The sequence below is a fragment of the Microbacterium sp. ZW T5_56 genome (genome assembly GCF_044987425.1).
Taxonomy (GTDB): Bacteria; Actinomycetota; Actinomycetes; order Actinomycetales; family Microbacteriaceae; genus Microbacterium.
This window is the reverse complement of record NZ_JBJDRI010000033.1, coordinates 1-24,704: the sequence shown is the minus strand read 5'-3', so window position 1 is coordinate 24,704 and position 24,704 is coordinate 1. Positions and strand designations below refer to the sequence as shown.

Sequence of the window (24,704 nt, the reverse complement as noted above, 5' to 3'; positions counted from 1 at the left end):
GTTCAGAGCCTTTCGAAACCGCGACGGAGTTCCCAGTCGGTGACCGCCGCATCGAAGGCGGCGATCTCCACGTCAGCGTAATTCGTGTAATGGCGAACGACCTCCTCGCCGAACGCCTCCGCGGCCAGTGGCGATCCGGTCCACTCCTGCCGGGCCTCGGCGAGCGTCTTCGGCACCACCGGCGCATCGGAGGAGTACGCGTTGCCCACGAGCTCCGGCTCCAGCTCCAGCTCGTGCTCGATGCCGTGCAGACCGCCGGCGAGCATCGCGGCGAGGGCGAGGTAGGGGTTCACGTCGCCGCCTGGCAGGCGGTTCTCCATGCGAGCGCTCACGCCCTCACCGACAAGCCGAACCGCGCACGTGCGGTTGTCCATGCCCCAGGCGATGGCCGTCGGTGCGAAGGAGCCGAGAGCGAAGCGCTTGTAGGAGTTGATGTTGGGTGCGTACAGCAGAGTGAACTCCCGCATGGTCGCCAGAACACCGGCGATGAAGTGGTCGTACAGCTTCGTGCGCCTGTGATTCTCGGCATCCCAGAACACCAGAGCGCCGTCATCCGCGCCCCTCAGCGACATGTGGATGTGGCACGAGTTTCCCTCGCGCTGGTTGGGCTTGGCCATGAAGGTGATCGACCCGCCCGCGGAACGCACGACATCCTTCGCGATGGTCTTGTACACCGAGTGATTGTCGGCGGTGGTCATGACCTCGGCGTACTTGAAGGCGATCTCGTGTTGACCGAGGTTGCACTCCCCCTTAGCCGACTCCACCGTCATCCCCGCGGCGTAGCTGACCCGACGGATCTCACGCAGCAGCGGCTCGACGAGCAGCGAGCCCAGCACCGAGTAGTCCACGTTGTACTGGTTCATCGGCACCAGATCGCGATAGCCGTTGTTCCAGCCCTCCTCAAAGGAGGTCCGGAACATCACGAACTCCAGCTCCGTGCCGGCGAATGCCGTGAAGCCCAGCTTCGCGGCGCGTTCGATCTGACGACGCAGGATCTGACGCGGCGACACCTCGACGGGGCTGCCGTCGGCCAGCGTGAGGTCGCACTGGATCATCGCGGTGCCCTCGCGGTTGGGCAGCAGCCGGATGGTGTCCAGGTCCAGCACGAACATCATGTCGCCGTACCCCTTCTCCCAGCTGGTGAGCTCGTAGCCGTCGACCGTGTTCATCTCCACGTCCACCGTGAGCAGGTAGTTGCAGCCCTCCGTCCCGTGCCCGAGCACACTCTCGACGAAGAAATCGCCATGGATGAACTTGCCCTGCAGGCGGCCCTGCATGTCAGTAAAGGCGAGCAGGACCGTATCGATCGCGCCGTCGGCGATGGCGGAGCGGAGCTGCTCGGCGGTGAGCATTCGGTCGTTGCGGGTTGCGCTTGTCATGAAGAGAACCTCGGATCTAGCGTGATGTGAGGGATGTTCTGGGGACGAGGGATCAGGTGACGAGACCGCGCAGCAGCGCGGCGGTGGCATCGCAGTGTTCGCGCATCACGGCACTCGCCGTGTCGGGATCGCGGTCCAGAATCGCGTGAACCACGGCGCGATGCTGCTCGTCGGAGTGGTGGATGTTCGGCTGCAGGAACGGGATCCGCGCGAGCAGCCGATGCACCCGGATCAGGGTCTCGCCGCAGGAGGCGGCGAGGGTGGGAGAGCCGGAGGCCGCGGCGATCGCGAGGTGCAGCCGGGCGTCCGCCTGCCGGTAGCCGGCGGGTTCGTGGGTCTGCTCGACGTCGGCCAGGCTGCGCAGCAGCAACTCGCGTTCCGGAGCCGACAGATCCCGCGAGGCCCCCGCGGCAGCAGCGCCCGGCTCCACGACGCAGCGCAGCACGATCACGTCGGTGAGCTCGGCCTCCAGTTCCGCTCGGCTGAGCGCATCCGGCGCCGCGGGCTTGGGGCGACTCTCCACCACGGTGCCGCCGCCGCGTCCCCGGCTCGTGGAGACGAGTCCGGCGGCCCGCAGGGCGCTGATCGCCTCGCGCAGGGTGGCGCGAGACACATCGAGCCGCGCTGCCAGGTCGCGTTCGGACGGCAGGCGATCACCGGGACGGAGGATCCCCAACTGGATCGCGGATCCGAGCTGTTCGACGCACGACTCGAAGGTCATCTGCGAGCGCACCGGGCGCAGCACGAGATCGATGAGGGGCGAGGAATCCTCCGTCCTGGTGTTCACGTTCTCACTCCTCCAGCAGGAGGTCGGACTTCTTCGTGAGGTGCTCGGCCTCCTCATGCGACATGAAGGTGCGCTTGCCGTAGGCGATCCACAGGACGACCGCGAGAATCGCGACCACCGCGACGGCGATCGGCGCGTAGTTGAACGTGTCGATCGTGATCTCGGCCACCGGCGGGAGGACGAACAGGATGACGATGAAGACCACCCACACCACCGCGATCCAGCCGATCACGGCGCTCCACCGGCCCAGGTTCCACGGCCCCGGCTTCCACGACGTGTCGAGGCGACGCAGCAGCACGGGCGTGACGTACGCGATGTACAGACCGATGACCGCCACCGAGGTGACCGCCGCGTATGCCGTGTAGCTGAACAGTGCCGGGATCGTGAGGATCACGGACAGCACGACGCACAGCCAGATCGAGTTCGTCGGGGTTCCGGTGCGCTTGTTGACCTGCGCCCAGATCCGTGAGCCCGGGATCGCGTTGTCGCGTGAGAACGCGTAGCTCATGCGGGAGTTGGCCGTGACGGATGCCATACCGCAGAAGAACTGGGCACCGCACACGATGAACAGCAGGAACTTCGCGACGTCCGGGTTGTTGAGCGCGTCGATGAAGATCTGCGCGGGCCCGGAGCCCAGCGACGTGCCCACGATCGCCGCGAGGCCCTCTTCGCTGCCGTCCGGGATCGCCGCGACGATCGTGTAGAGCAGGATCCAGCCGCCGATGATCGAGATCAGCACGCTCATCACGATGCCGCGGGGAGCGGCGATGGAAGCGTTCTTGGTCTCCTCGGCCACGTGCGCCGAGGCGTCGTATCCGGTGTAGGTGTACTGCGCCATCAGCAGACCCATGAGGAAGACATACGGTCCGAAGGTCCAGCCTGTCTCGTTGTGCCAGGTGGTGAACGTCCACGCCACATCCTGATGCTGCGCGGGCATGATCCACAGCACCGCGACGATGATCACGACCCCCACGATGTGCCACCAGGCCGAAACCGTGGACAGCAGGCTGACCAGATTGACCCCGAAGGTGTTCAGCAGACCGTGGATAACGATGAGCACCACGAAGAGGCCGAACGTGTTGAACGTGGTCACCTCGACACCCCACATGAGGTTGGCGAACGCCATCATCGTGGCTGCCGCGCCGTAGTCGATGGCTGCGGTGACGGCGACTTCGCCGAGGAAATTGAACCAGCCGACGAACCAGGCCCACTGGCGCTTGTTCTTCTTCGCGAGGCGGCCGGCCCAGAAGTAGAGGCCGCCGGCGGTCGGGTACTTCGAACAGACCTCTGCCATCGCGAGGGCGACACACAGCACGAAGATGCCGACGAGCGGCCATCCGATCGTGATGGCCGTCGGTCCGCCGGACTTCAACGCGATGTTGAACGAGGTGATGCACCCCGCGAGGATCGAGATGATCGAGAACGACACGGCAAAGTTGGAGAAGCCGGACATTCCTCGGTGGAGCTCTTGTTTGTAGCCGAGTTCGGCGAGGGCCGCCGCATCATCGTCCACGTGATTCACGGGCGTCTTTGACGATTTTTCACTCATCGCACTTCCCATCGGATTCACAGAAAGAAACAGTTGAGCGATTGTGGTGCCCGCGGGCGCTGAAAGTCAATGGCCTGACTTCAGACCGATAGAACTTTTCACACGCCCGAAACGTCGGGGCAGATGGTGATCGCACCGCTGACGCGCATCAACGGTGCGATTCTCATCCGCCACCAGCTCAGCGGGCGCGCGGGTGGGCCAGCGTGTAGACGTCTAGAAGCGCGTCCACCGACACGTGCGTGTAGATCTGCGTCGTCGTGACCGATGCGTGACCCAGCAGCTCCTGAACGACGCGGACATCGGCTCCGCCCTGCAGCAGGTGCGTGGCGAAGGAGTGGCGCAGGGTGTGCGGGGAGACATGGGCGCTGAGCTGCGCGCGTTCGGCCGCGGACTGGATCACCAACCACGCGCTCTGCCTCGACAGCGGCGCGCCCCGGGAGCCGAGGAACAGCTTGGGCGTCGCGCTCCCCCGCATCGCGAGTGCGGGACGCACGCGGGTGAGGTAGGCATCCACCGCGGCACGCGCGTACGATCCCATCGGCACAATGCGCTCCTTGGAACCCTTGCCGCGGAGGCGGATGACGTCGCCGTACGCGAGATCGTCGACATCCAGCCCGATCGCCTCGGACACGCGAGCGCCGGTGGCGTACATCAGCTCGAGCAATGCACGGTCCCGAAGCCCGATCGGATCATCCGACGGCGGGGCGTTCAGCAGGGCCTCGACCTGGGTGATCGTCAAGGCTTTCGGGAGCCGTCGCGGCGGTTTCGGCGGTCGGAGACGCCCGGTGGGATCGTCCGTGTCGATTCCCTCACGCACGAGGAAGCGATGCAGCCCCCGCACGGAGGACTGCAGGCGGGCGAGGCTCGTGGCGGCGGGCGGCGGATCAAGGCTGGCCCGCTGCGCGGCGAACTCCGCCACGATCACGGGTGTGATGGCCGAAGTGTCCGCCACCCCCGCACTGGTGAGCCACTGCGCGTATGCGCTGAGATCACGGCGATACGCGGCCACCGTATGTTCGGCGAGACCGCGTTCGATCGTGACGTGGCGGAGGTACTGGTCCACCGCGCGCTCGATGCGCATGGGCTCAGGCGCCGCCGCGTCGCAGAACCTCGGCGGCCGCGAGCGCGCCGAACGCGAGGATCCCGTTCTGGAAGCGTCCGGCCAGCACCCCGTCCACCACGTCGCTCAACGCCACCCACTCACGACGCATGTCTGCCTCCTCACCCTCGCGAACGAAGTCGGTCCGCACGCTGGAGAGCCCGCGAGCGAGGTAGATGTGGATGATCTCGTCGTTGCCACCCGGAGTCGTGTGGATGGATCCGAGCAGCTGCCAGCGGTCGGCCTGCAGGTCGGCCTCTTCGGCGAGTTCACGCGCGGCGGCCGCTTGCGTGTCCTCACCCGGCACGTCGAGCAGCCCCGCCGGGATCTCCCAGTCGCGCGAGCGGATCGGGTGACGGTACTGCTGGATGAGGACCATCCGATCCGCGTCGTCGAGCGCTACGACAGCGGCCGCTCCCGGGTGGTGCACGAAGTCACGCGTCAGCGTCTCATCGCCGTAGGCGAACCTCTCCGTGACCACGTCCCAGACGCGCCCGTGGAAAGCGGTGTGTCGTTCGATTCCATCGCCGCGAGCCACGGGCTCATCGCGCAACAGGTCGGTGGCGGGTCCGGGGGTCGAAGCGTCGATGTGAGTCATATGTTCCCTTTCCGCGGGTGACGAATTGCGGCCGGGCCGATCGGCCCGGCCGCAATCACGCGGTGATCGCCGTCACTCGCCATTCTCGACGGCGAACAGCTCCGAGCTGTGGTGGCGCTCCAGCGCCGCGCCGATCAGGCCGCGAAACAGCGGGTGGGCGTCGGTGGGACGCGAGCGCAGTTCCGGGTGTGCCTGGGTGGCGATGTAGTACGGATGCACCTCGCGGGGCAGCTCGACGAACTCGACCAGGTCAAGCTCCGGGTTGAGTCCGGAGAACACCAGGCCCGCCTCGGACAGCTGGTCGCGGTAGGAGTTGTTGACCTCGTAGCGGTGACGGTGGCGCTCCTGCGCCGTCGTGCTGCCGTAGACCTCCGCGGCGATGGACCCCTCGGTCAGAGCCGCGGGGTACAGGCCCAGTCGCATCGTGCCGCCGAGGTCGCCGGCGGCGATGATATCGATCTGCTCCTCCATCGTCGCGATCACCGGTGCCGTGGTGTCGGGGTCGAACTCGGTGGACGATGCGCCTTCGATTCCCGCCTGGTTGCGGGCGTATTCGATGACCATGCACTGCAGGCCCAGGCAGATGCCGAGCGTGGGAATCCCCTGCTCGCGCGTGAAGCGCAGCGCGCCGAGCTTGCCCTCGATGCCGCGGATGCCGAATCCACCCGGCACGATCACGCCGTCCAGGTGTGCGAGCGCTTTTGCTGCCCCCTCGGGAGTGGTGCAGGTGTCCGAGGCGATCCACTCGATCTTCACGTGGGTCTCCTGCGCGAAACCGCCGGCGCGGAGCGCTTCGGTGACGGACAGGTACGCGTCGGGCAGGTCGATGTACTTGCCGACCAGACCGATCGTCACCTCGTGCTTCGGGTTGTGCACCGCACCGAGAACCTTGTTCCAGCGAGTCCAGTCCACGTCGGTGGCGCGATCGTCGAGCCCGAAGGCGTCCACGATGTACTGATCCAGTCCCTGCTCGTTGAGCATGCTGGGGATGTCGTAGATGCTCGGCACGTCGGTGGCGTTGACGACAGCATCCTCGTCGACGTCACACATCAGCGCGATCTTGCGCTTGTTCGACTCGGTGACGGGGCGGTCCGAACGCAGCACCAGGGCGTCCGGCTGGATGCCGATGGAGCGCAGGGCTGCGACGGAGTGCTGCGTGGGCTTGGTCTTCTGCTCGCCCGAGGCCCCCATGAACGGCACCAGCGACACGTGCACGAAGAAGACGTTCTTGCGGCCCAGCTCGTGACGGATCTGGCGGGCCGACTCGATGAACGGCTGCGACTCGATATCGCCCACCGTGCCGCCGATCTCCGTGATGATGACGTCGGGCTGCGGGTCGTTCGAGGCCTGCAGACGCATACGGCGCTTGATCTCATCGGTGATGTGCGGGATCACCTGCACGGTGTCGCCGAGGTACTCGCCGCGCCGCTCCTTGGCGATCACCTGCGAGTAGATCTGACCGGTGGTGACGTTGGCAGCCTGGCTCAGCTCGATGTCCAGGAAGCGCTCGTAGTGGCCGATGTCCAGGTCGGTCTCGGCACCGTCATCCGTCACGAACACCTCGCCGTGCTGGAACGGGTTCATCGTTCCCGGGTCGACGTTCAGGTAGGGATCGAGCTTCTGCATCACGACGTGCAGTCCGCGCGCCGTGAGGAGGTTGCCGAGGCTGGCGGCTGTGAGGCCCTTGCCGAGACTGGAGACGACGCCCCCGGTCACGAAGATGTGTTTGGTGACCTTCTCAGAAGAGGTCGCCGGGGAGGAAGAGTTCGCCGCGTTGTTATCCGTCACGGACTTCCACCCTATCAGCGGTTTGGACCTTTCGGCTGAGAATCCGATTCGCGGCTCAGTTGCGCGCGTCGAGCGCGGCGGTGAGTTCTGCCGCGCTCGGCGGGTTCGCCCCGGTACGCGACACCGTGATCGCCGCCGAGGCGAGGGCGCAATCCAGCGCTGCGGCCACCGCGTCCGCCGTGATCGGCGCGCCGGTGACGAGGGCGCGATCGGTGCGATCACGCAACAGCCCGAACAGCAGTCCCGACATGAACGCATCACCGGCACCGATCGTGTCGGCCACGGTCGTCGCCCGCGCGGCACGATGATGCACCACGTCATCGACGCGCGCGATGCAGCCCCGCGCGCCGCGGGTGATCACGGCGAAGCGCACGCCCGCAGCGGCGAATTCGGCGAGCACGTCCTCCAGCGGCGCGTCGGGACGCAGCCACTGCGCGTCCTCGTCGCTGAGCTTCACCACCTGGCAGGAGGCGGCGAGGGCGAAGGTGCGCTCACGCGCCTGCTCCCCCATGACCGCCGCGCGGATGTTCGGATCGAAACTCAGCATCGTCTCGCCGTCGGCCCCGGCGAAAGCTGTGCGCACCCGGTCTGCCTCCCCGTCGCGCAGCGCTCCGATCGAGCCCGTGTGCACGAGCCGCAGTCCCTGCAGCTCGGGCACCGGGATGTGCCCGTCGAGGTCGAAGTCGTAGGTGGCGCTTCCCGCGTCGTCCAAGGTGGCCCACGCCGACCACGTGCGTGACCCACCCACCGATTCAGCCCCGAGCGCGACGCCCGCCGCCGTGAGGTGCGCGCGAATCAGCTCGCCGTGCTCGTCGGCACCGATCAGCGTATGCAGGATCGTAGGCTCCCCGAGCCGTGCAAGCCCGACGGCCACGTTCATCGGTGAGCCGCCGGGATGTGCGACGCCCGCCACGATGTCGACCAGTGCCTCGCCGATCACGGCGATCGTCGGCTGCGCATCGTGGCCGCCGGTGGCGGGGGTGTCCGCAGTCATGGGTGCTCCTCATCGGTGGGCAAAGTGTGAATCGGTGGGCACAGTGTGGATCGGTAGGCACAGTGTCGATCGGTAGGCACAGTGCGGATCGGTAGGGCGTGGAAGCGCACGGTGTCCGTGAGCGGGAGTCCGGCCGTCACGCGCCCCTCATCGACGCTACCCCCGCATCATGCCATGCGGTGTAGCGCGTGTCGTCGACCCGCACCGCATCGACGCTCAGCCGTCGGATGAGGACTTCGTCGCCCCTGGCCGAGACGACGAGCGTCCGTCCACGTTCGGCGAGCAGATCCGTGATCACGCGGGTTCCGTCGTCCGCGAAGATCTCCGCGGAATCGTGATCGAGCCAGATCTCCAGACGGACGATCCCGGTCGTCGTGATCCCGACGGACTCCACACTCGCGAACCCGTCGGGCATCGCACCCGCTCTCGGGCGTCGGTCCAGCCGCAGTTCACCGGCCGCGGCGTCCACCTCGACCAGGGCGGAACCCCCCAGGTCCAGACGAAGGTGGCCATCGGGCGGGAGCTCTGCCAGCACCTCCACGCGGCAGCGCGCGGGCAGCTCCGTCTGCAACGGTGCGTCCGACGTGAGGGAGGTGTCCGAGAGCGCCGAACCAGGGTCGGTCGCGGGCGCGACCGGCTGCTGCCGAACGAGGACGCGCCCCTGACGACGCACCAGGGACAGACGGCGCGCGAGCGTCATCGCACCGCGGCGCGGTGCTTCGTCGTCGACGGCGAGCCCGCCCGCATACTCCCAGTTGCTCATCCAGGCGATGAGGGTGCGCTCGTCGTCGGGCAGCCCGGAGAAGGTGACGCCCGCGTAGCAGTCCCTGCCGTGATCCAGCCAGTCCAGTTCGGCGAGCTCAGCGCGGGTGGCCACCGCTCCGGCTGGGCGCCGCGGAGGCGCATCGTCGGGAACGAAGCGCACGCCATCGAAGTGACCGATGACGTACTGGGTCCCCGATCCGCCCGCGATCCCTCCGGGGTTGATGCTGATCAGCAGCACCCAGCGCACGTCATCAGGATCACCGTCGACAGCGAGCGGGAACAGGTCGGGACACTCCCAGACGCCCTCGGTGGCGCCGCGCGGACCGTAATCTGACAGGTAGTCCCACGTGATCAGATCGTCCGACCGGTACAGCACCACGCGGCGCTCCACGGCCTCAACGGCGACCATCACCCAGTACGCGTCATCGGCGCCCTGATAGCGGAACACCTTCGGGTCTCGGAAGTGCGCAGACCCCCGATCCAGCACCGGGTTACCGGGGTAGGGCGCCCAGGTGTGGCCGCCGTCCGTGCTGGAGGCGATGCCCTGGGTCTGCCGCTCCCCCGTCCGCGCGGCGAGCGTGTACACGGCCACCAACGGCGCCGCACCCGCGACTCCCAGGCCGCTCGTGTTCTGCGCGTCGAGCACCGCTGACCCGGAGAAGATCTCGTCCGTCGGCGTGTACTCGATCGCGACCGGGTGCTCCGTCCAGCTCACCAGATCGACGCTGGACGCATGCCCCCAGCTCAGATAGCCATGCGTGGGACCGTGCGGGTTGTACTGGTAGAACAGGTGATATCGGTCGTCGTGTCGGATCAGCCCGTTGGGGTCGTTCATCCAGTTGCGGGCCGGGCGGAAATGCATCGAGCAGGTTTCGGGAGTCATCATCTCTCGTCTGGGGAGGTCGGGTGGTGCGGCAAGCTGGTCGCTTCCGGCGTCGGCGGGGTCACTTTCCGGCGCCGGCGGTGAGACCCTCGCGCAGTGGCTTCTGGCCGAACACGAACACGATCAGCGCGGGGATCATCGAGATCACGACGCCGGCGAGGACCGTGGACACGCTTCCGGTGCCGAGGTTGCCCTGCAGCGTCACCAAGCCGAGCGGGAGGGTGAAGTTCTGTTCGCTGATCGTCATGATCAGTGGTCGGAAGAACTCGTTCCAGTGGTAGTTGAAGGCGAGGATGCCGACGATCGCCAGCCCCGGTGTGGACAGCGGCAGATAGATCCGGAAGAACGTGCGCCAGGGGCCGGCGCCATCCAGTTCGGCGGCCTCTCCCAGCTCATCCGGCAGCCCGAGGAAGTACTGCCGCATCAGGAAGGTGCCGAAGGCGGTGGGAAGGGCCGGGATGACGAGCGCCAGCAGTGTGTCGGCCAGGCCCATGCCGCGTACCAGCATGAAGACCGGGACGATGATCACCTGGAGGGGCACCATCATGGTCGCGAGGATCATGCCGAACAGCACCTTCTTGCCGCGGAACTCGTAGCGGGCGAAGACGTAGCCGGCCATCGCGGCGCTGATCATCTGCCCTGCGGCGATCAATCCGGTGACCAGCGCACTGTTCCAGACATAGAGCCAGACGGGGATCTTCGTGAAGACGTCGCCGAAGGCGGCAAATCCGACGGAGGTGGTGTGCATGACGGCGTCGGTCGGGGTGAGCGCTGTGATCAGCGTCCACACGACGGGGGCGAGGGTGAGCGCCGCCGCCACGATCAGCACGACGAAGGTGCCGACGCGACCGAGCGCGGGGATGCTCACCCGGGAGCGGAGTGCGGGAGTGGACATGGTCGACCTCATCCGTAGAAGACGAAACGCTTGCTGAGCTGGAACTGGATGCCCGTGACGAGCATGATCAGCAGCGTCAGAGCGATGCCGATCGCGGAGGCACCACCGAAGTCGAGCTGCCGGAACGCCGATTCGTAGATCACCATGACTGCGGTCCTGGTCTCGTCGCCGGGGCCGCCGCGCACGAGCACGTAGGGCTGATCGAAGATCTGCAGGGCGTTGATGATCGCCATCACGGTGGCCACGAGCATCGTCGGGCTGATCAGCGGAAGCGTGATGTGGCGGAACTGGGACCAGCCGCGCGCGCCGTCGATCGAGGATGCCTCGTACACTTCGCGGGGCACCGCGGCGAGGCCGCCGAGGAAGAGCAGGAAGGTGAACCCGAAGTTCTGCCACACGTACACGAGCAGCACCACCGTCTTGGCGCCGATGCCGGTGGTGAGCCACCCGACCTTGCCGACGCCGAGCAGCCCGAGGACCTGGTTGACGAGGCCGAACTCCTGGTTGAACAGGTACGACATCACCAGCGAGACGGACGCGGCAGAGAGGATCAGCGGGAAGAACAGGGTGGACCGGAAGAACGTGCTCAGCCATCGCGGCATCCGTGCCTGTACGAGCACGGCGAGCAGCAGGGCCACACCGAGCTGCAGGACGACGGCCACGATCACGAATCCGATCGTGTTGAGGAAGGACACCCGGATGGTCGGGTTCGTCGCAGCGTTGACGAAGTTGTCGATGCCGACGAACTCCGGTGCCGTGATGATGTCCCAGCGGAAGAAGGCGAGCACCACGGAGGCGAGGATCGGCAGGAAGCTGAACAGCCCCAGCCCGATCACGGTCGGAGCCAGGAACAGAGCGATCAGCGACCGCGTGCCACGCCGATGCGTGCCCGCGGGGCGCACGGCACCGGCGGCGATGGCGGAGGTGGCGGTGGAGACTGTGGTGGACATCAGCGTCCCTTCAGGGCGAGTTCGAGGTCACGCTGCATGGTCGACAGCCCGCGGCGGACACCGGAGGTGCCGTTGGTGATGGTGGCCACGACGTTCTTGATGAGCGCCTGCTCGACGGCGGCCTGCTGTGGCGGCGCCGGGATCGGTCCTGTCGTCGGGAAGCGGTCGAGAGTGTCGTAGAAGACCTTCCAGTGCGCGGGACCGGTGCCCGCACCGTAGAGCGCATCGTTCAGCGAACGGCGCGTCAGGGACGAGTCGGGTTGGGGGTGCGCGATGGTCATCCCCTCCACGGAGACGCAGTACTTGAGCCATTCCCAGGCCTCGTCCTTGCGACGGGAGGTCTCCATGATCGCGTAGCCTGCGGCGCCGAACTGATGGCGCTGGCCGCGCATGCGAGGGAAGAACGACACGTCGTAGTCGTCGTTGGCGAACCCGGCCTCCTTGAGGCCCTTCACCCAGAACCCGCCCGCGGGAGTCATGCCCACGGCACCGGTGGAGAACAGCGAGACGAGCTCATTGCCGCCGCCCTGGGCCGGGTTGGCCGCGATCCCCTCCGACACCATGCGCTGCAGCACCTCGAAGCTCTCCACAGTGCGCTCGTTCAGGGCATCGGCGTTCTCCCAGAGGTAGCCGCCGCCGCGCGGAGTCTCCTTCGGGTAGAACTGCTTCCAGAACCACTCGCCGCCGGGGGCCTTCTCCTCGCTGACGATGCTCGTCTCGTTGATGTAGAGCCACGGCACCACGCCTCCCCAGAGGCGGTTGTTCCAGAAGTACGGCAGGAAGGATCCCTGTCCCGATTGGCGCATCGCGCGCGCCACGGTGAAGAAGTCGTCCACGCTCCAGTTGTCCGCCGGGCGCTCGAGTCCCGCGCGCTGGAGTGCCTTGGTGCTGTAGTACACGTTGGCGGCGTTGAAGTTGTCGGGCAGCTGGAAGAGGCTGCCGCGGTACAGGAACGCCTCGATCAACGACGGATGAACGTCATCGAAGTACTCCTGCATCTCGCTCGCATCGCGACGCACGTAGTCGTCGAGCGGGTGCGCCATGCGCGAGGCGAACAGCTGCGCGCCTTCGGTGGCCACCGTAACGACGTCCGGCGACGTGCCCGCCGCGACCATCGTGAGGATCTTCGCGAAGTAGTCGCCCCAATCCGTTCCCTGGATCGCGACGATGCGCACCGGGATGTCGGGGTGCTTGCGCTGGAAGCCCTCGACCAGACTCTGCCGTGCGGCCGCGTCCTGGGCGGTGCCCAGCAGCGCCACGGTCAGTGCATCATCGCCTCGGCCCGGGATGTCCAGACCCGTCAGGCGCGGCCAGGAGATCGCCGTGCCCACCAGCCCCAGTCCCAGAACGCCGAGCATCGCCCTGCGTGAGATGTCAACCACGTCGTCGTGTCTCCTCGTGCTGAAGTGAGAATGACCGCCGGAATCGGCGGTGCTGAATTGATTCAGCACGTGATGCTAACAACATCGACGTCCGTAGCGCAACCGGATCGCTGAATTAATTCAGCACCGTGTCGCCCGTGCTGCCCGACGAGGGTCGCTATCGTGGGACAAGACCGCGCCTGACGAACCGAGGGGAACGCCGTGACCGCACTTCCGCCCGCGCGTCGTCCCACGCTCGCTGATGTGGCAGCGCGCTCCGGGATGTCGAAGGCCGCCGTGAGCATGATCCTCAACGATCGGCCTGGCACGCGGCTCTCCGCGGAGACCGCCGAGAAGGTGCGCGCCGCCGCGGCGGAACTCGGCTACCGACCCAACCCCGCAGCGCAGAGCCTGCGACTGGGCAAGACCCGCACGCTCGGGTTCATCTCAGACCAGGTGACCATCACCCGATACGCGTCGGGGATGATCCGCGGCGTCCTGGCCGCCGCGAAGGAACGGGACCAGACCGTCCTCATCGCCGAGACGGGAGGCACGGAGGAGCTCGCGCAGGTCATCCAGGAGATGACCGATCGGCGGGTCGACGGCCTCCTCATCGGACTGATGGCAGCGCGGCAGATCGATGTCCCGAAGGTGCCGCACGAGGTTCCCGTCGTGGTGGTCAACGGCCGCTCCAGCACCGATCATCCGAACATCCTGCCCGATGAGCGCGCCGCCGGTGTGCAGGTCGCCGAACACGTGATCGCTCGCGGTCATCGAAGAATCGGCGTCATCGGCCCGCTCCCCCATATCGCCGGCGACCTTCGGCTCTCCGCCACCATCGGCGAACGTTTCGAGGGGTTGGACAGCGTTCTGGACGCGTCGTCGGCGCAGATCATCCGCCTCGACGTGGACGGGTGGCGACCCGACGTCGGCTACGACAAGACCCACGAGCTCCTCGATGCCCACCCAGACGTCACGGCGATCATCGCGGGAAACGACAACGTCACGTTCGGCGTCTATCAGGCGATGAGCGAGCGCAGGCTCCTCGTCGGCTCGGACATCTCGGTGATCTCCTTCGATGACGAGGAGCTGGCCGAGTTCCAGCGCCCGGGGCTCACGACAGCGCGCCTGCCGTACGAGGAGATGGCTCGGCGCGGTGTGGAGATGCTGCTGGGCGAGCGCGAGCTCTCGCACGAGCGCATCGCGATGCCGCTGATCGTGCGTGATTCGGTGCGTGCCCCGCGGGAGTGATCCCCCGGGGCACGCCCGTGTCAGCGGCGGACGATTCGCCCGGCCAGCCAGTTGCCGAACAGCTGTCCGACCTGCACGATCACGACGATGATCGCCACGGTGACCCAGGTGGCTGCCGGGTCGAACTGCTGGTAGCCGTAGATGATGGCGAAGTTGCCGAGGCCGCCGCCACCGATGTACCCCGCCATCGCCGACATGTCGACGACCGCGACGAACATGAACACGTAGCCGAGCACCAGCTGCGCGAGTGCCTCCGGGATGACGACGCCGAAGAGCACCGCGAGCCGTCGTGCACCGGACGCCCGTGCCGCCTCGACGATGCCGGGGTCGACGCTCACGAGGTTCTGCTCCACCACCCGCGCGATCACCACCGTGGCCATGATCGTCATCGGCACGATCGCCGCGGTGGTGCCGAGCGTGGTGCCCGCGACGACCTTCGTGAGCGGGCCGACGGCGGTGAGGAAGATGATGAACGGGATCGGTCGGATGATGTTCACGAGCACGTTCAGCACGCCGAACACGATCGCGTTCTCGAACAGGTTGCCCCGGCGGGTCGCGTACAGCGCCGCGCCCAGCACCAGGCCGGCCACACCACCGATGAGCAGGGTGACGGCCGTCATCCAGACGGTCTCGACGACCGACTGTCCGAGCACGGGACCGATGACGTCCCAGTCCGCGGCGGGAGCGATCATGATGCGGCCTCCTCTGCGGTATCGGCGCCCGTCCAGGCGTCGCGCTGCCGATCAGGACGCGCCACGCGCGTCTGCGCGGCAAGGTCCGCCACGACGGCCGTCACGGCGTCCTCGGCTGCGATCACACGGTAGGTGAGAGTTCCGAGCTGCCGGCCGCGGACATCGGTCACGCCGCCGAACACGACGACACCACGCACGCCGTGCCGCGCGAACACCGTCTCCACGTCCTCGCTGGTGAACTCGTTGACGTCCACGCTGAGCAGCGCGCCACCGCCACGGCTGAGCGCCTCGAGCACATCTCCGCGCGGAACGCCCTGGGTGGCGTCGGACACGAATCGAGAGGTGAGAGACGCCGTCGGGTGCGCGAACACACGATACGTGTCCCCTTCGTCGACGATGCGCCCCTGCTCCATCACGATGACCTCGTCGCAGAGTTCGTGCACCACGCTGATCTGGTGGGTGATCACGACGATCGTGATCCCCAGCTCACGGTTGGCGCGGGCCAGAAGGTCGAGGATGTCGCGCGTGGTCTGCGGATCCAGCGCGCTGGTGGCCTCGTCGGCCAGCAGGATGTCGGGGTTCGTCGCGAGCGCCCGGGCGATGCCCACGCGCTGCTTCTGCCCGCCCGACAGCCGGCGGGGGAACTGGTCCGCCTTGTCGGCGAGGCCGACGAAGTCGAGAAGCTCGTCGACCCGCGCGGCGACCCGATCCTTCGACCACCCAGCCACCTTCAGCGGGTACGCGATGTTGCCGCGCACCGTGCGGGAGGAGAACAGGTTGAACTGCTGGAACACCATGCCGATCCGGCCGCGCAGCGCCCGCAGCGCCGCCTCATCGGCCGCGCCCACGTTGACGCCGAGCGTCGACACCGTTCCGGACGTGGGCTTCTCCAGTCCGTTGATCATGCGAACGAGCGTGGACTTCCCCGCACCCGAGTAGCCGATCACGCCCACGATGCGCCCGGTGGGCACCCGCAGGGACACACCGTCCACGGCACTGATCGCGCCACGGCTGCGTCGCGCGGGGAACTCTTTGCCGACACTGTCGAAAACGACCGCGAAGTCCGCGGTGGAGGAATCCTCCACCGCGGACGCGGTCTTGCTGCGAGCCACCGGCCGCCCTACTTCGCCGCGGAGATGTCCGACTCAAGTCCGGTCAGCACCTCCGTGAGCTTCGCCTGGGTCCAGTCAGCCTTGAAGACGAGGTTGCCGTCGTTGAGCTTGGATACGGCCTCCTCCACCTCGGGGCTGTGGTACGCCTCGATCAGCTTGGCCCAGCGCGGGTCGTCAGCCAGCTCGGCGCGGGTGACGAATGCGTTGATGTAGGGCGCGAGCTGCGGGTCGTTGATATCTTCCTTGAAGATGATGTCGCCGTCGGTCAGGCCACCGCGTTGCGCCTGCACGTTGTTGACGACGGCGGCGACGGCGCTGCCGTCCTTGAGAGCCGTCACCGTCTGGTTGGCGTCCACCGGGGTGACCTTCACCTTGGAATCGATGATGTCCGCCGGCGTGGACAGCGCGTTGCCGCCGTCCTTGAGCGTGAGCAGCCCGGCCTTCTGCAGATTGAGGAGGGCGCGCGCGAGATTGGTCGGGTTGTTCGGAACAGCGACGACCGCATCCGCTGGCAGCTTGTCAACGGCGTCGAACTCGGTCGAGTAGAGGCCGAGTGGGTAGACCGCCGTGGCACCGACGGGTACCAGGTCGGCGTCGTTGTCGACGTTGAACTGGGCGAGGAAGATGAGGTGCTGGAACAGGTTGATGTCGAGCGAGCCGTCCTTGACGCCCTGGTTGAGCTGCACGCCGTCGGTGATCGTCTTCACCTCGAGGTCGATGCCCTCATCGGCCAGCCTGTCCTTCAGGATCTGCCAGTGCGGCTCGTTGCCGTCGTCAGCGCCCAGCACGATGGTGTCCTGCTTGGCCGCGGTGGTGGAGCCATCGGTCGTGGCACCGGCATCGCTCGAGCAGCCGACGAGCCCGCTCACCATGAGAGCGGCCGTCGCGAGTCCGAGGATGGAGGTGACTCGTTTGGCGAGGGAGATCTTGGTCATGGGTCCATGAAACAGCCCCGGCTTTGCCACGTCATCTGCGCCCGCAACACCTCGCCACGGAAGTTCTCATGACGTCACGCAACTACACGAAACGTCACGAGATTTTGACAGCGCCGGTTCCGGGAGGGGTCGCGAGCACCTCGGACGTTCCGTTGTCAGCCGCGCGGCTCTGCGAGCGACAGCAGCTCGCGCGCGTGTGTCAGTGCGGCGTCCGAGTCGGCGAGGCCGGACAGCAGTCGCGCCATCTCCGCCTCGCGATCCTCACCGCTGAGCTGGCGCACGCTCGACGCTGTCACGGACCCATCGTTGCTCTTGACCACGCTGAGGTGGTTGTTGGCGAACGCGGCGACCTGCGCAAGGTGGGTGACGGCAATCACCTGACTGGTGCGTGCCAGGGTCGCCAGCCGCCGCCCGACTTCGATGGCCGCGGCACCGCCGATGCCGGCGTCGACCTCGTCGAACACGAACGTCGGCACCGGATCGGTTCCGGCGATGACCACCTCGATCGCGAGCATCACGCGGCTGAGCTCACCTCCGGACGCGCTCTTCGCCACCGATCGCGGCGATGCGCCCGGGTGTGGGGCGAGCAGAAGCGCCACATCATCTCGACCGAAGTGTGACGCGTTGCCGACGCCCACGCTGACGGTGAGCGTGGCATCGGGCATCGCGAGAGCGTGAAGCTCCTCGGTGACCGCCGCGCCCAGCCGTCCCGCGGCTTGCGTACGACGCGCGGTGAGCTCTGCCGCGGCCGCGTCCAGCTGAGCACGCAGCTCCTCGATACGCGCGCCCAGTCGTTCCACGCGGTCGCCGTCGTCGTCCAGCTCCATCAGCCGCGCGGAGCCGGTTTCCAGCAGTGTCACCGCGGCGGCCAACGATCCATGCTGGCGCACGAGGCCGGCGAGCAACGCACGGCGCTCTTCCACCGCTTCGAGTTCGTGCGGGCCGGTCTCGTCGAGGTCGGCCAGGTAACCGGAGAGCTGGGCGGCGATGTCGACGGCTCGGTAGCCGATATCCGACAGTTGTTCGGTCAGCGCGGTCAGCACCGGATCGGTGACCCGCTCCAGAGCACGCCGCGCGTCGGCGATGAGTCCGGACACGTCCGCCGTGTCTTCCTCGCTGGAGAGAGACTCGCGAGCCGAACTCGCCGCAACGCGCAGCTCCTCGGCGTTACTCAGCCGCTCCGACTTCGCCGCCAGCTCGGCGTCTTCGCCCGGCTCGGGGGCGATGCTCTCAACCGCAGCGATCGCCTCCCGCAGTTGGGCGGCTTCGGCCTGACGCTCGTCACGCCGCGTTGTCAGCTCGGTGAGCTCAGCGTCGGCCGCGAGGAACTCGTCGTACACCCGCCGATACTCGGCAAGTGCTGTCGCCACGGGTTCCCCTGCGAACCGATCCAGCGCGTCTCGCTGCGCAGCCGCGGAGCGCAGCCGAAGCTGCTCGGACTGACCGTGCACCACCACCAGCTCGTCGGCAAGGTCCGCGAGCACGCCCGCCGGGGCGCTGCGCCCTCCGACGCTCGCTCGACTTCGTCCTTCGGCCGTCAGCGTGCGAGAGACATAGAGCTCAGCGGTTCCGTCGCCGATCGGTTCGACCTCTCCTCCGGCGTCAGCCACGCGATCCGCGACCGCACCCGATTCGGGCACCACCCAGACCCCGGCGACGACCGCCGAGTCTGCACCCGCGCGTACGGCACCGGAATCGGCACGGGCGCCGAGCAGCAGCCCGAGGCCGGTGACCACCATCGTCTTGCCGGCACCGGTCTCGCCGGTGATCGCCGTGAAACCCGGGCCGATCGGCAGGGTCGCCTCGGAGATGACTCCGAGGTCTCGCATGCGCATCTCCTCGATCATGCGGATCCTCCCTGGATCGGCAGCACGTCGGTCGTCGGGTCCGGCCCGCGCCAGCCGTCAACCGGCAGGCGGAACTTGCGCACCAGCCGGTCCGTGAACTTGGCCTCGTGCAGGCGGGCGAGACGAACGGGAACCGCCGAGCGTCGGACGACGACGCGAGCACCGGGCGGCAGCTCGTGAGAGCGACGTCCGTCGGCCCAGAGCACGCCGCTGCCGTTGGTGCGACTCATCACCTCGATGGCCACGGACGACGACGGATCCACCACGATCGGACGGGCGAAGAGAGCGTGAGCCGACAGCGGCACCACGCTGATCGCCTGGACTGTCGGCCAGATCACCGGCCCTCCGGCCGAGAAGTTGTAGGCGGTCGAGCCGGTGGGGGTCGATACCACCATGCCGTCGCACCCGAAGCTGGTGAGCGGACGCCCGTCGACCTCCAGCACCACCTCGAGCATGCGCTCTCGACTGCCCTTCTCGATGGAGGCGTCGTTGAGAGCGAAGGTGGAGTACACGACGTCGCCCTGGGCGTTCTTGACGCGGATATCCACCGCCATGCGCTCTTCGACGGTGTAGTCCCGAGCGATCACCCGTCGGACGGCCTCGTCCATATCGTCTCGCTCGCTCTCCGCGAGGAAGCCGACGTGGCCCATGTTGATACCCAGTACCGGTGCCGCACTGCCACGGACCAGCTCCGCGGCCCGGAGGATCGTGCCGTCACCGCCGAGGACGATGGCGAGTTCCAGGTCCGCGGTGCTCAGCTCTTCGCCGAGCATGCGTACTCGATCGAGCACGCTCGGATCGGGCATGGCGTCGGCGAGGTCGTTGCGGTCGTCCGGAGACATCACCGGAATCGCCCCGGCCGCCGTGAGCGAATCGATCACTCGCATCGCTGCGGCAACCGTGTCGTCACGTCGTGCGTGGGCAACGACGAGGATGAAGCGTTCGTCGGTCATGCGCCGGTCACCTCCAGGACTCGATCACGGAAATCTGTAGGGTTGGCACCCTCACGCCGCAGATGTATCAGGAACTCCGCGTTACCGTGGGTGCCGAGGATGGGGCTGGGGAGAATGCCGAGGGTGCCGAGCCCGGCATCCCAGGCGCTCCATAGCACTGATGAGATGGCCTCAGCCCGCAATCCCGGGCTCGTCACCAGACCACCCTTCACCGCGGTGCGTCCGACCTCGAACTGCGGCTTGACCAGCAGCACGACATCGGCGTCCGACGCCGCAACAGCGGCGGCCGCCGGAATCACATGCTCGAGAGAGATGAACGAAAGGTCTCCCGTGACCACCTGGGGAGGAACGGTGACGCCCGTGGCACCGGCCAAGTTCTCCGCTGTCATGTGGCGGACGTTGAATCCCTCGACGCTGCGGACCCCGGCGTCGGCGGCGATCTCGGCAGCCAGCTGGTCGTGGCCGACGTCAACGGCGAGCACCGGCTCCGCACCGCGTTCGCGCAGCACCTGCGTGAAGCCTCCGGTGGAGGCTCCCATGTCCAGCGCAACACGACCGCGGGGATCGATCCCGAAGCCGTCCAGCGCTGCGATCAGCTTGTGCGCGGCCCGACTGACGTAGTGGTCGGCTCCCGCCACCGCGAGCACCGCGTCATCGGCGACAGCGGCAGCGGACTTCACGATCGTGATGCCGTCGACGGTGACCAGACCGTCGGCGATGAGGCGCGCCGCGTGGGACCGCGAACGGGCAAGCCCACGGGTGGTGAGTGCGGCATCGAGACGCGCCATCAGGCGGACTCTGCCCGCGGAACGCCGGAGTCCAAGCGCCGTGTCAGCTCGTCGTGCACCCCGACATACGCCTCCGCCCGTGCGGCCAAGGGCTGCGCTTCGATGACGCGCAGGCGGCTCACGAGTCCCGGATCAGAGGTGAAGTCGGTCACGACTCCACAATACGCGCCACCCCCGATACGGGCACGAAGATCCCCCTCGTGTCAGCTCCTCGCCCGGCCCCAGGCGAGTGTTCGCGAGATCGCGGAGGCCCGCGCCTCGGGCCCTGGGCAACCGCCTCCGAGAAGACGCAGAGTCCAGCCCCGCCGCTGAACAACGACCGTCGCGACGACCTGAGTGCAATCCCCCGGGTCGCTGAGCGGGCCCGCGCCCCAACCGGAGGATGCTGTCAGAAGGCCCGCTCGCCGCGAGTCAGGACCGACGGCTCACGAACGGGTCGGCGTACATCCGCTCCGGGACGCGGAATCCGAAGATCGCACGCCCGCTGCGCCAGATCGCCTGCGCGCCCGCGCGCAGCAGGTTGAGCTGCTCGCCCGCACGCTCGATGACGATATCCGGGCCGTCGATACGGACGGTCGCGTCTCCGACGCTCACGCGCTCGCCGTCCACGACGGTCTCGGGGTACGGCTCGAAGAGTCCACGCAGGTCGGCCACGATGAAGTCCGGGCGCGAATCCGGCGGCGCGGCCAGCACGTGCTTGGGGCGGTCGATGCCGGTCAGCACATGCAGCGACGCGATCCCGGCTCGGTTCGCCCCCAGGATGTCTGTATCAAGGCGATCTCCGAGAAACAGCGCCTTCTTCGCCGAGAATCGCGCGAGCGCCTCCTCGAAGATCGGCGTCTCCGGCTTCCCCGCGACCGTGGACAGACGTCCGACGGCGGTATGCACCGCGGAAACGAGCGTGCCGTTGCCGGGCGCGATCCCTCGCTCCTTGGGGATGGTCCAGTCGGTATTGGTCGCGATCCACGGAATCCCGCCCTCGTCTTCGGGCGTCTGCAGAGCATAGGCGGCTTCCGCGAGCTGGTTCCAGTCGACCTCGGGTGCGAATCCCTGCACCACGGCGGCAGGATTGTCATCCGCGCTACGAGTCACTGTGAACCCGGCCTTGTGCAGCTCATCCACCAGCCCGTCACCACCCACCACGAGGATCGTCGACCCCGGCGCGACACGCGCTGCCAGCAGGCGCATCGCCGCCTGGGGACTCGTGACAATCTCGTCCGGCCGCGTGGGCAGGCCGAGATCGCTCAGGTGCTCCGCAACGGCTCGGTCCGTGCGCGACGCGTTGTTGGTGATGTAGCCGACGCGCGCGGATTCACGAGCGCGATTGATGCTCTCGACCGCATGGGGAATCGCTCCCGCGCCGGCGTAGACGACACCATCGAGGTCGGCCAAGATCGTGTCGACGCCGTCAAGCGGTGTCGGAGACGAAGCTACTGACGGACGGGAACCACGCGAGAACAGACCCACGATCACTCCCCGGCGTCGGTGGATTCGTCCGTCGGCTTCGCCGTCCGCTTGCGTGCCGGCTTGTCCTCGACGACCTTCACCCGCGTCTTCGGCGCGGCCGCGTCCGAAGCCTCGTCATCGCCCTTACGCGGCTTCTTCTGCTTCTCGACGCCTTCGACCGGGTCAACATCCGCAGCCTTCTTGGTCTTCTTCGCCTTTCCGGCCGGCGCTTCAGTGACGTCGTCAGACAGAGGAGCCTTGCTCTTCTTGTCTGCCTTGTCCTTCTTGTCTGCCTTGTCCTTCTTCGGCTTTTCTTTCTTGGGCTTGTCTCTCTTCGGCTTCTCAGCCGGCAGAACAGCGATGGCATCCGCGTCATCAGAGTCAGCCGGCGCCGCTTCAGCGTCAGTCGGTGCCGCTTCAGAATCGGTCTCGCCGAGCAGGTCGGCGACCTCGTCCTCGACCGAGTAGTCGTGTGCGCTCGGAAGCTCGTCAGCGTCGTCAGGAATCACAGCGTCATCAGCGTCATCAGCGTCATCAGCGTCATCAGCCGACGGCGTCGACACGTCGCGAGCAGGGTCCACTTCTGCCGTGTCCTCGTCAGTTGACGTGTCGGTGTCGGCTTCGGACGCCTCACCCTCAGAGTCCGCGACGTCACCCGCGGACGCCTCATCCTCAACGTGCGCGACGTCACTCTCGGACGCCTCACCCTCAGGGCCTGCGACGTCACCCGCGGACGCCTCATCCTCATCCTCGTCGAACGCGTCCTCGTCGAACGTGTCCTCGACGATGAGGAACTCGTCGCTCATCCCGTCAGAGAGCGCCACCTCGGCGACAGCGGCGCGCTGATGCCACTGTGCGGCTTCATCTTCGAGGCCGAGTTCCTCCAGCACGACGGCGCGTGCTTCGAAGAGCGCGGGGCTCCACTCGAAGGCGCGGTCAGGATCCAGCTCGGGGATATCAAGCTCACCGAGAGCGGCAGCAGTCTGACCGAGATCAAGTCGGGCACCCGACATCGCGATGGCCAGCTGCACGCGGACGTCGGTCGGCAGCGACGCACGATCCACGGCGCGGCCCTCCTCCAGTCCCTTCTCCGGGCGGCCGAGTCCACGCTCGCTGTCAACGATCAGAGCGATCTGGTCCTCTTTGCCGGAAATGCGGCGGTAGGTACGCAGCTCGCGCAGGGCCAGAGCGAAGTCGCCCATGCCGTACGCGGTGATGGCCAGAGTCTCGCGAACGAGGGCGATTCGACCGGCCCGGCGCGATGCGGCCAGCGCGTGCTCGTGAGCGAGAGCGGGGTCTTCCTCGATGAGGCGCGCCGCCATCACCAGGTGACGCGCGACGCCCTCCGCGTTCTCCTTGCTCAGGGTCTTAAGCTCATTGCGTGCCGCGGCTGGAAGGTCGCGCGCGTCAATCGACTCGGGGATCTCCGGATCACGCGGCCGATCGGCGCGGTCGTCCTGCGTCGGGCGGCTCGACCGGCGCTCATCCTCGTTGCGGTGGTAGGAGCGACGCTCACCATCGCGGTCGAACGACCGACGTTCGCCGTCACGCTGGGGGCGATCGAACGACCGACGTTCGCCGTCACGCTGGGGACGATCAAAGGAGCGACGCTCACCATCACGCTGCGGACGATCAAAGGAGCGACGCTCACCATCACGCTGCGGACGATCAAAGGAGCGACGCTCACCATCACGCTGCGGACGATCAAAGGAGCGACGCTCACCATCACGCTGCGGACGATCAAAGGACCGGCGCTCACCATCACGCTGCGGGCGATCGAAGGACCGGCGTTCGCCGTCACGGTTGGGACGATCGAACGACCGGCGCTCACCATCACGCTGCGGACGGTCGAAGGACCGGCGTTCGCCGTCACGCTGCGGGCGATCGAAGGACCGGCGTTCGCCGTCACGCTGCGGGCGATCGAAGGACCGGCGTTCGCCGTCCCGCTGCGGGCGATCGAAAGACCGACGCTCACCATCCCGCTGCGGACGATCGAACGAACGTCGCTCGCCGTCACGGTTGGGACGATCGAACGAACGTCGCTCACCGTCACGCTGCGGACGGTCAAAGGAGCGACGCTCACCGTCACGCTGCGGACGATCGAAAGACCGACGCTCACCGTCACGCTGCGGACGATCGAAAGACCGACGCTCACCGTCACGCTGCGGACGATCCTGGGACCGGCGCTCACCGTCACGCTGCGGACGATCGAAGGACCGGCGTTCGCCGTCACGGTTGGGACGGTCAAACGACCGACGCTCACCATCCCGCTGCGGACGATCAAACGACCGACGCTCACCATCCCGCTGCGGACGATCCTGGGACCGACCATCACCATCACGTCGCGGGGGTCGGGAATCGGAGCGGCGACCCTCGTCGCGCCTGTCGTCGTTTCGGCCGTCGTTGTCTGCCATCGTCGCTCCTCTGTTGACCTTCCTCGGGTACATTCTCCCCCGAAACCACGAAAGGCCCACCCAGCGTTGGGTGGGCCTTTCGATCGAAAGAAGTCCGGCGGTGTCCTACTCTCCCACAGGGTCCCCCCTGCAGTACCATCGGCGCTGAGAGGCTTAGCTTCTGGGTTCGGAATGTAACCAGGCGTTTCCCTCTCGCTATGGCCGCCGAAACACTATTG

At 67.2% G+C, this 24,704-nt stretch carries 21 protein-coding genes and 1 rRNA gene; 1 reads left to right on the top strand and 21 read right to left on the bottom strand.

The annotated features are described in order from the left end of the window. Window positions 1-2 precede the first annotated feature (2 nt). From ACI3KU_RS14915 to ACI3KU_RS14865, 11 genes are all read right to left on the bottom strand, one after another. Window positions 3-1,379, bottom strand: coding sequence for a glutamine synthetase family protein (locus ACI3KU_RS14915; RefSeq protein WP_404923096.1), 1,377 nt, complete (start codon window positions 1,377-1,379; stop codon window positions 3-5). A 52-nt stretch (window positions 1,380-1,431) separates the two neighbouring features. Next, window positions 1,432-2,166 carry a FadR/GntR family transcriptional regulator gene (locus ACI3KU_RS14910; RefSeq protein ID WP_404923095.1) on the bottom strand — a complete coding sequence of 245 codons (735 nt, stop codon included), beginning with the start codon at window positions 2,164-2,166 and terminating at the stop codon, window positions 1,432-1,434. Window positions 2,167-2,170: 4 nt separating this feature from the next. Then, a complete protein-coding gene (locus tag ACI3KU_RS14905; protein ID WP_404923094.1) occupies window positions 2,171-3,688 on the bottom strand; it encodes an amino acid permease in 1,518 nt (505 codons plus the stop codon). A gap of 205 nt (window positions 3,689-3,893) precedes the next feature. After that, on the bottom strand, window positions 3,894-4,796 hold the full coding sequence (gene xerD / locus ACI3KU_RS14900) for a site-specific tyrosine recombinase XerD (RefSeq protein WP_404923093.1): 903 nt from the start codon (window positions 4,794-4,796) through the stop codon (window positions 3,894-3,896). Window positions 4,797-4,800: 4 nt separating this feature from the next. Next, window positions 4,801-5,412, bottom strand: a complete 612-nt coding sequence (locus ACI3KU_RS14895; RefSeq protein ID WP_404923092.1) for an NUDIX domain-containing protein — start codon at window positions 5,410-5,412, stop codon at window positions 4,801-4,803. 72 nt (window positions 5,413-5,484) lie between these two features. Then, window positions 5,485-7,200, bottom strand: a complete 1,716-nt coding sequence (locus ACI3KU_RS14890) for a CTP synthase (protein WP_404923091.1) — start codon at window positions 7,198-7,200, stop codon at window positions 5,485-5,487. A 55-nt stretch (window positions 7,201-7,255) separates the two neighbouring features. After that, window positions 7,256-8,194, bottom strand: coding sequence for a PfkB family carbohydrate kinase (locus tag ACI3KU_RS14885; protein ID WP_404923090.1), 939 nt, complete (start codon window positions 8,192-8,194; stop codon window positions 7,256-7,258). Between the two features lie 136 nt (window positions 8,195-8,330). Next, window positions 8,331-9,842: a GH32 C-terminal domain-containing protein gene (locus tag ACI3KU_RS14880; RefSeq protein ID WP_404923089.1), complete on the bottom strand. Its 1,512-nt coding sequence runs from the start codon at window positions 9,840-9,842 to the stop codon at window positions 8,331-8,333. Between the two features lie 61 nt (window positions 9,843-9,903). Next, window positions 9,904-10,737, bottom strand: a complete 834-nt coding sequence (locus tag ACI3KU_RS14875) for a carbohydrate ABC transporter permease (protein ID WP_404923088.1) — start codon at window positions 10,735-10,737, stop codon at window positions 9,904-9,906. A gap of 8 nt (window positions 10,738-10,745) precedes the next feature. Continuing rightward, on the bottom strand, window positions 10,746-11,687 hold the full coding sequence (locus ACI3KU_RS14870; protein ID WP_404923087.1) for a carbohydrate ABC transporter permease: 942 nt from the start codon (window positions 11,685-11,687) through the stop codon (window positions 10,746-10,748). Beyond that, a complete protein-coding gene (locus ACI3KU_RS14865) occupies window positions 11,687-13,069 on the bottom strand; it encodes an extracellular solute-binding protein (RefSeq protein WP_404923086.1) in 1,383 nt (460 codons plus the stop codon). The genes ACI3KU_RS14870 and ACI3KU_RS14865 overlap by 1 nt, the downstream gene beginning before the upstream one ends. A gap of 201 nt (window positions 13,070-13,270) precedes the next feature. On the opposite strand from ACI3KU_RS14865, the gene ACI3KU_RS14860 reads away from it, so the two are divergent. Further along, complete coding sequence (locus ACI3KU_RS14860; protein ID WP_404923085.1) at window positions 13,271-14,299, top strand: LacI family DNA-binding transcriptional regulator; 1,029 nt, start codon at window positions 13,271-13,273, stop codon at window positions 14,297-14,299. Window positions 14,300-14,319: 20 nt separating this feature from the next. On the opposite strand, the gene ACI3KU_RS14855 is transcribed toward ACI3KU_RS14860, so the two are convergent. The 10 genes from ACI3KU_RS14855 to rrf form a co-directional block, all read right to left on the bottom strand. After that, window positions 14,320-14,991 carry a methionine ABC transporter permease gene (locus ACI3KU_RS14855; RefSeq protein ID WP_404923084.1) on the bottom strand — a complete coding sequence of 224 codons (672 nt, stop codon included), beginning with the start codon at window positions 14,989-14,991 and terminating at the stop codon, window positions 14,320-14,322. Then, window positions 14,988-16,103, bottom strand: coding sequence for a methionine ABC transporter ATP-binding protein (locus ACI3KU_RS14850; RefSeq protein ID WP_404923083.1), 1,116 nt, complete (start codon window positions 16,101-16,103; stop codon window positions 14,988-14,990). Before ACI3KU_RS14850 ends, ACI3KU_RS14855 begins: the two co-directional genes overlap by 4 nt. An 8-nt stretch (window positions 16,104-16,111) precedes the next feature. Further along, complete coding sequence (locus ACI3KU_RS14845) at window positions 16,112-17,038, bottom strand: MetQ/NlpA family ABC transporter substrate-binding protein (RefSeq protein ID WP_404923082.1); 927 nt, start codon at window positions 17,036-17,038, stop codon at window positions 16,112-16,114. 155 nt (window positions 17,039-17,193) lie between these two features. Beyond that, window positions 17,194-18,885 carry a DNA repair protein RecN gene (recN, locus tag ACI3KU_RS14840; protein WP_404923081.1) on the bottom strand — a complete coding sequence of 564 codons (1,692 nt, stop codon included), beginning with the start codon at window positions 18,883-18,885 and terminating at the stop codon, window positions 17,194-17,196. Further along, window positions 18,882-19,838 (bottom strand): NAD kinase, encoded by a 957-nt coding sequence (locus tag ACI3KU_RS14835; RefSeq protein WP_404923080.1) that lies wholly within the window; start codon window positions 19,836-19,838, stop codon window positions 18,882-18,884. The genes recN and ACI3KU_RS14835 overlap by 4 nt, the downstream gene beginning before the upstream one ends. Further along, the gene (locus tag ACI3KU_RS14830) at window positions 19,835-20,626 is read right to left on the bottom strand and encodes a TlyA family RNA methyltransferase (protein ID WP_404923079.1); all 792 of its coding nucleotides are present in this window, start codon (window positions 20,624-20,626) and stop codon (window positions 19,835-19,837) included. The genes ACI3KU_RS14835 and ACI3KU_RS14830 overlap by 4 nt, the downstream gene beginning before the upstream one ends. Beyond that, complete coding sequence (locus ACI3KU_RS14825; protein ID WP_404923078.1) at window positions 20,626-20,778, bottom strand: hypothetical protein; 153 nt, start codon at window positions 20,776-20,778, stop codon at window positions 20,626-20,628. Before ACI3KU_RS14825 ends, ACI3KU_RS14830 begins: the two co-directional genes overlap by 1 nt. A 259-nt stretch (window positions 20,779-21,037) precedes the next feature. Next, window positions 21,038-22,093, bottom strand: a complete 1,056-nt coding sequence (locus tag ACI3KU_RS14820; protein WP_404923077.1) for an HAD-IIA family hydrolase — start codon at window positions 22,091-22,093, stop codon at window positions 21,038-21,040. A gap of 2 nt (window positions 22,094-22,095) precedes the next feature. Further along, window positions 22,096-24,486 carry a primosomal protein gene (locus ACI3KU_RS14815; RefSeq protein WP_404923076.1) on the bottom strand — a complete coding sequence of 797 codons (2,391 nt, stop codon included), beginning with the start codon at window positions 24,484-24,486 and terminating at the stop codon, window positions 22,096-22,098. A 92-nt stretch (window positions 24,487-24,578) separates the two neighbouring features. Beyond that, a 5S ribosomal RNA gene (rrf, locus tag ACI3KU_RS14810) occupies window positions 24,579-24,695 on the bottom strand. Between the last annotated feature and the right edge of the window lie 9 nt (window positions 24,696-24,704).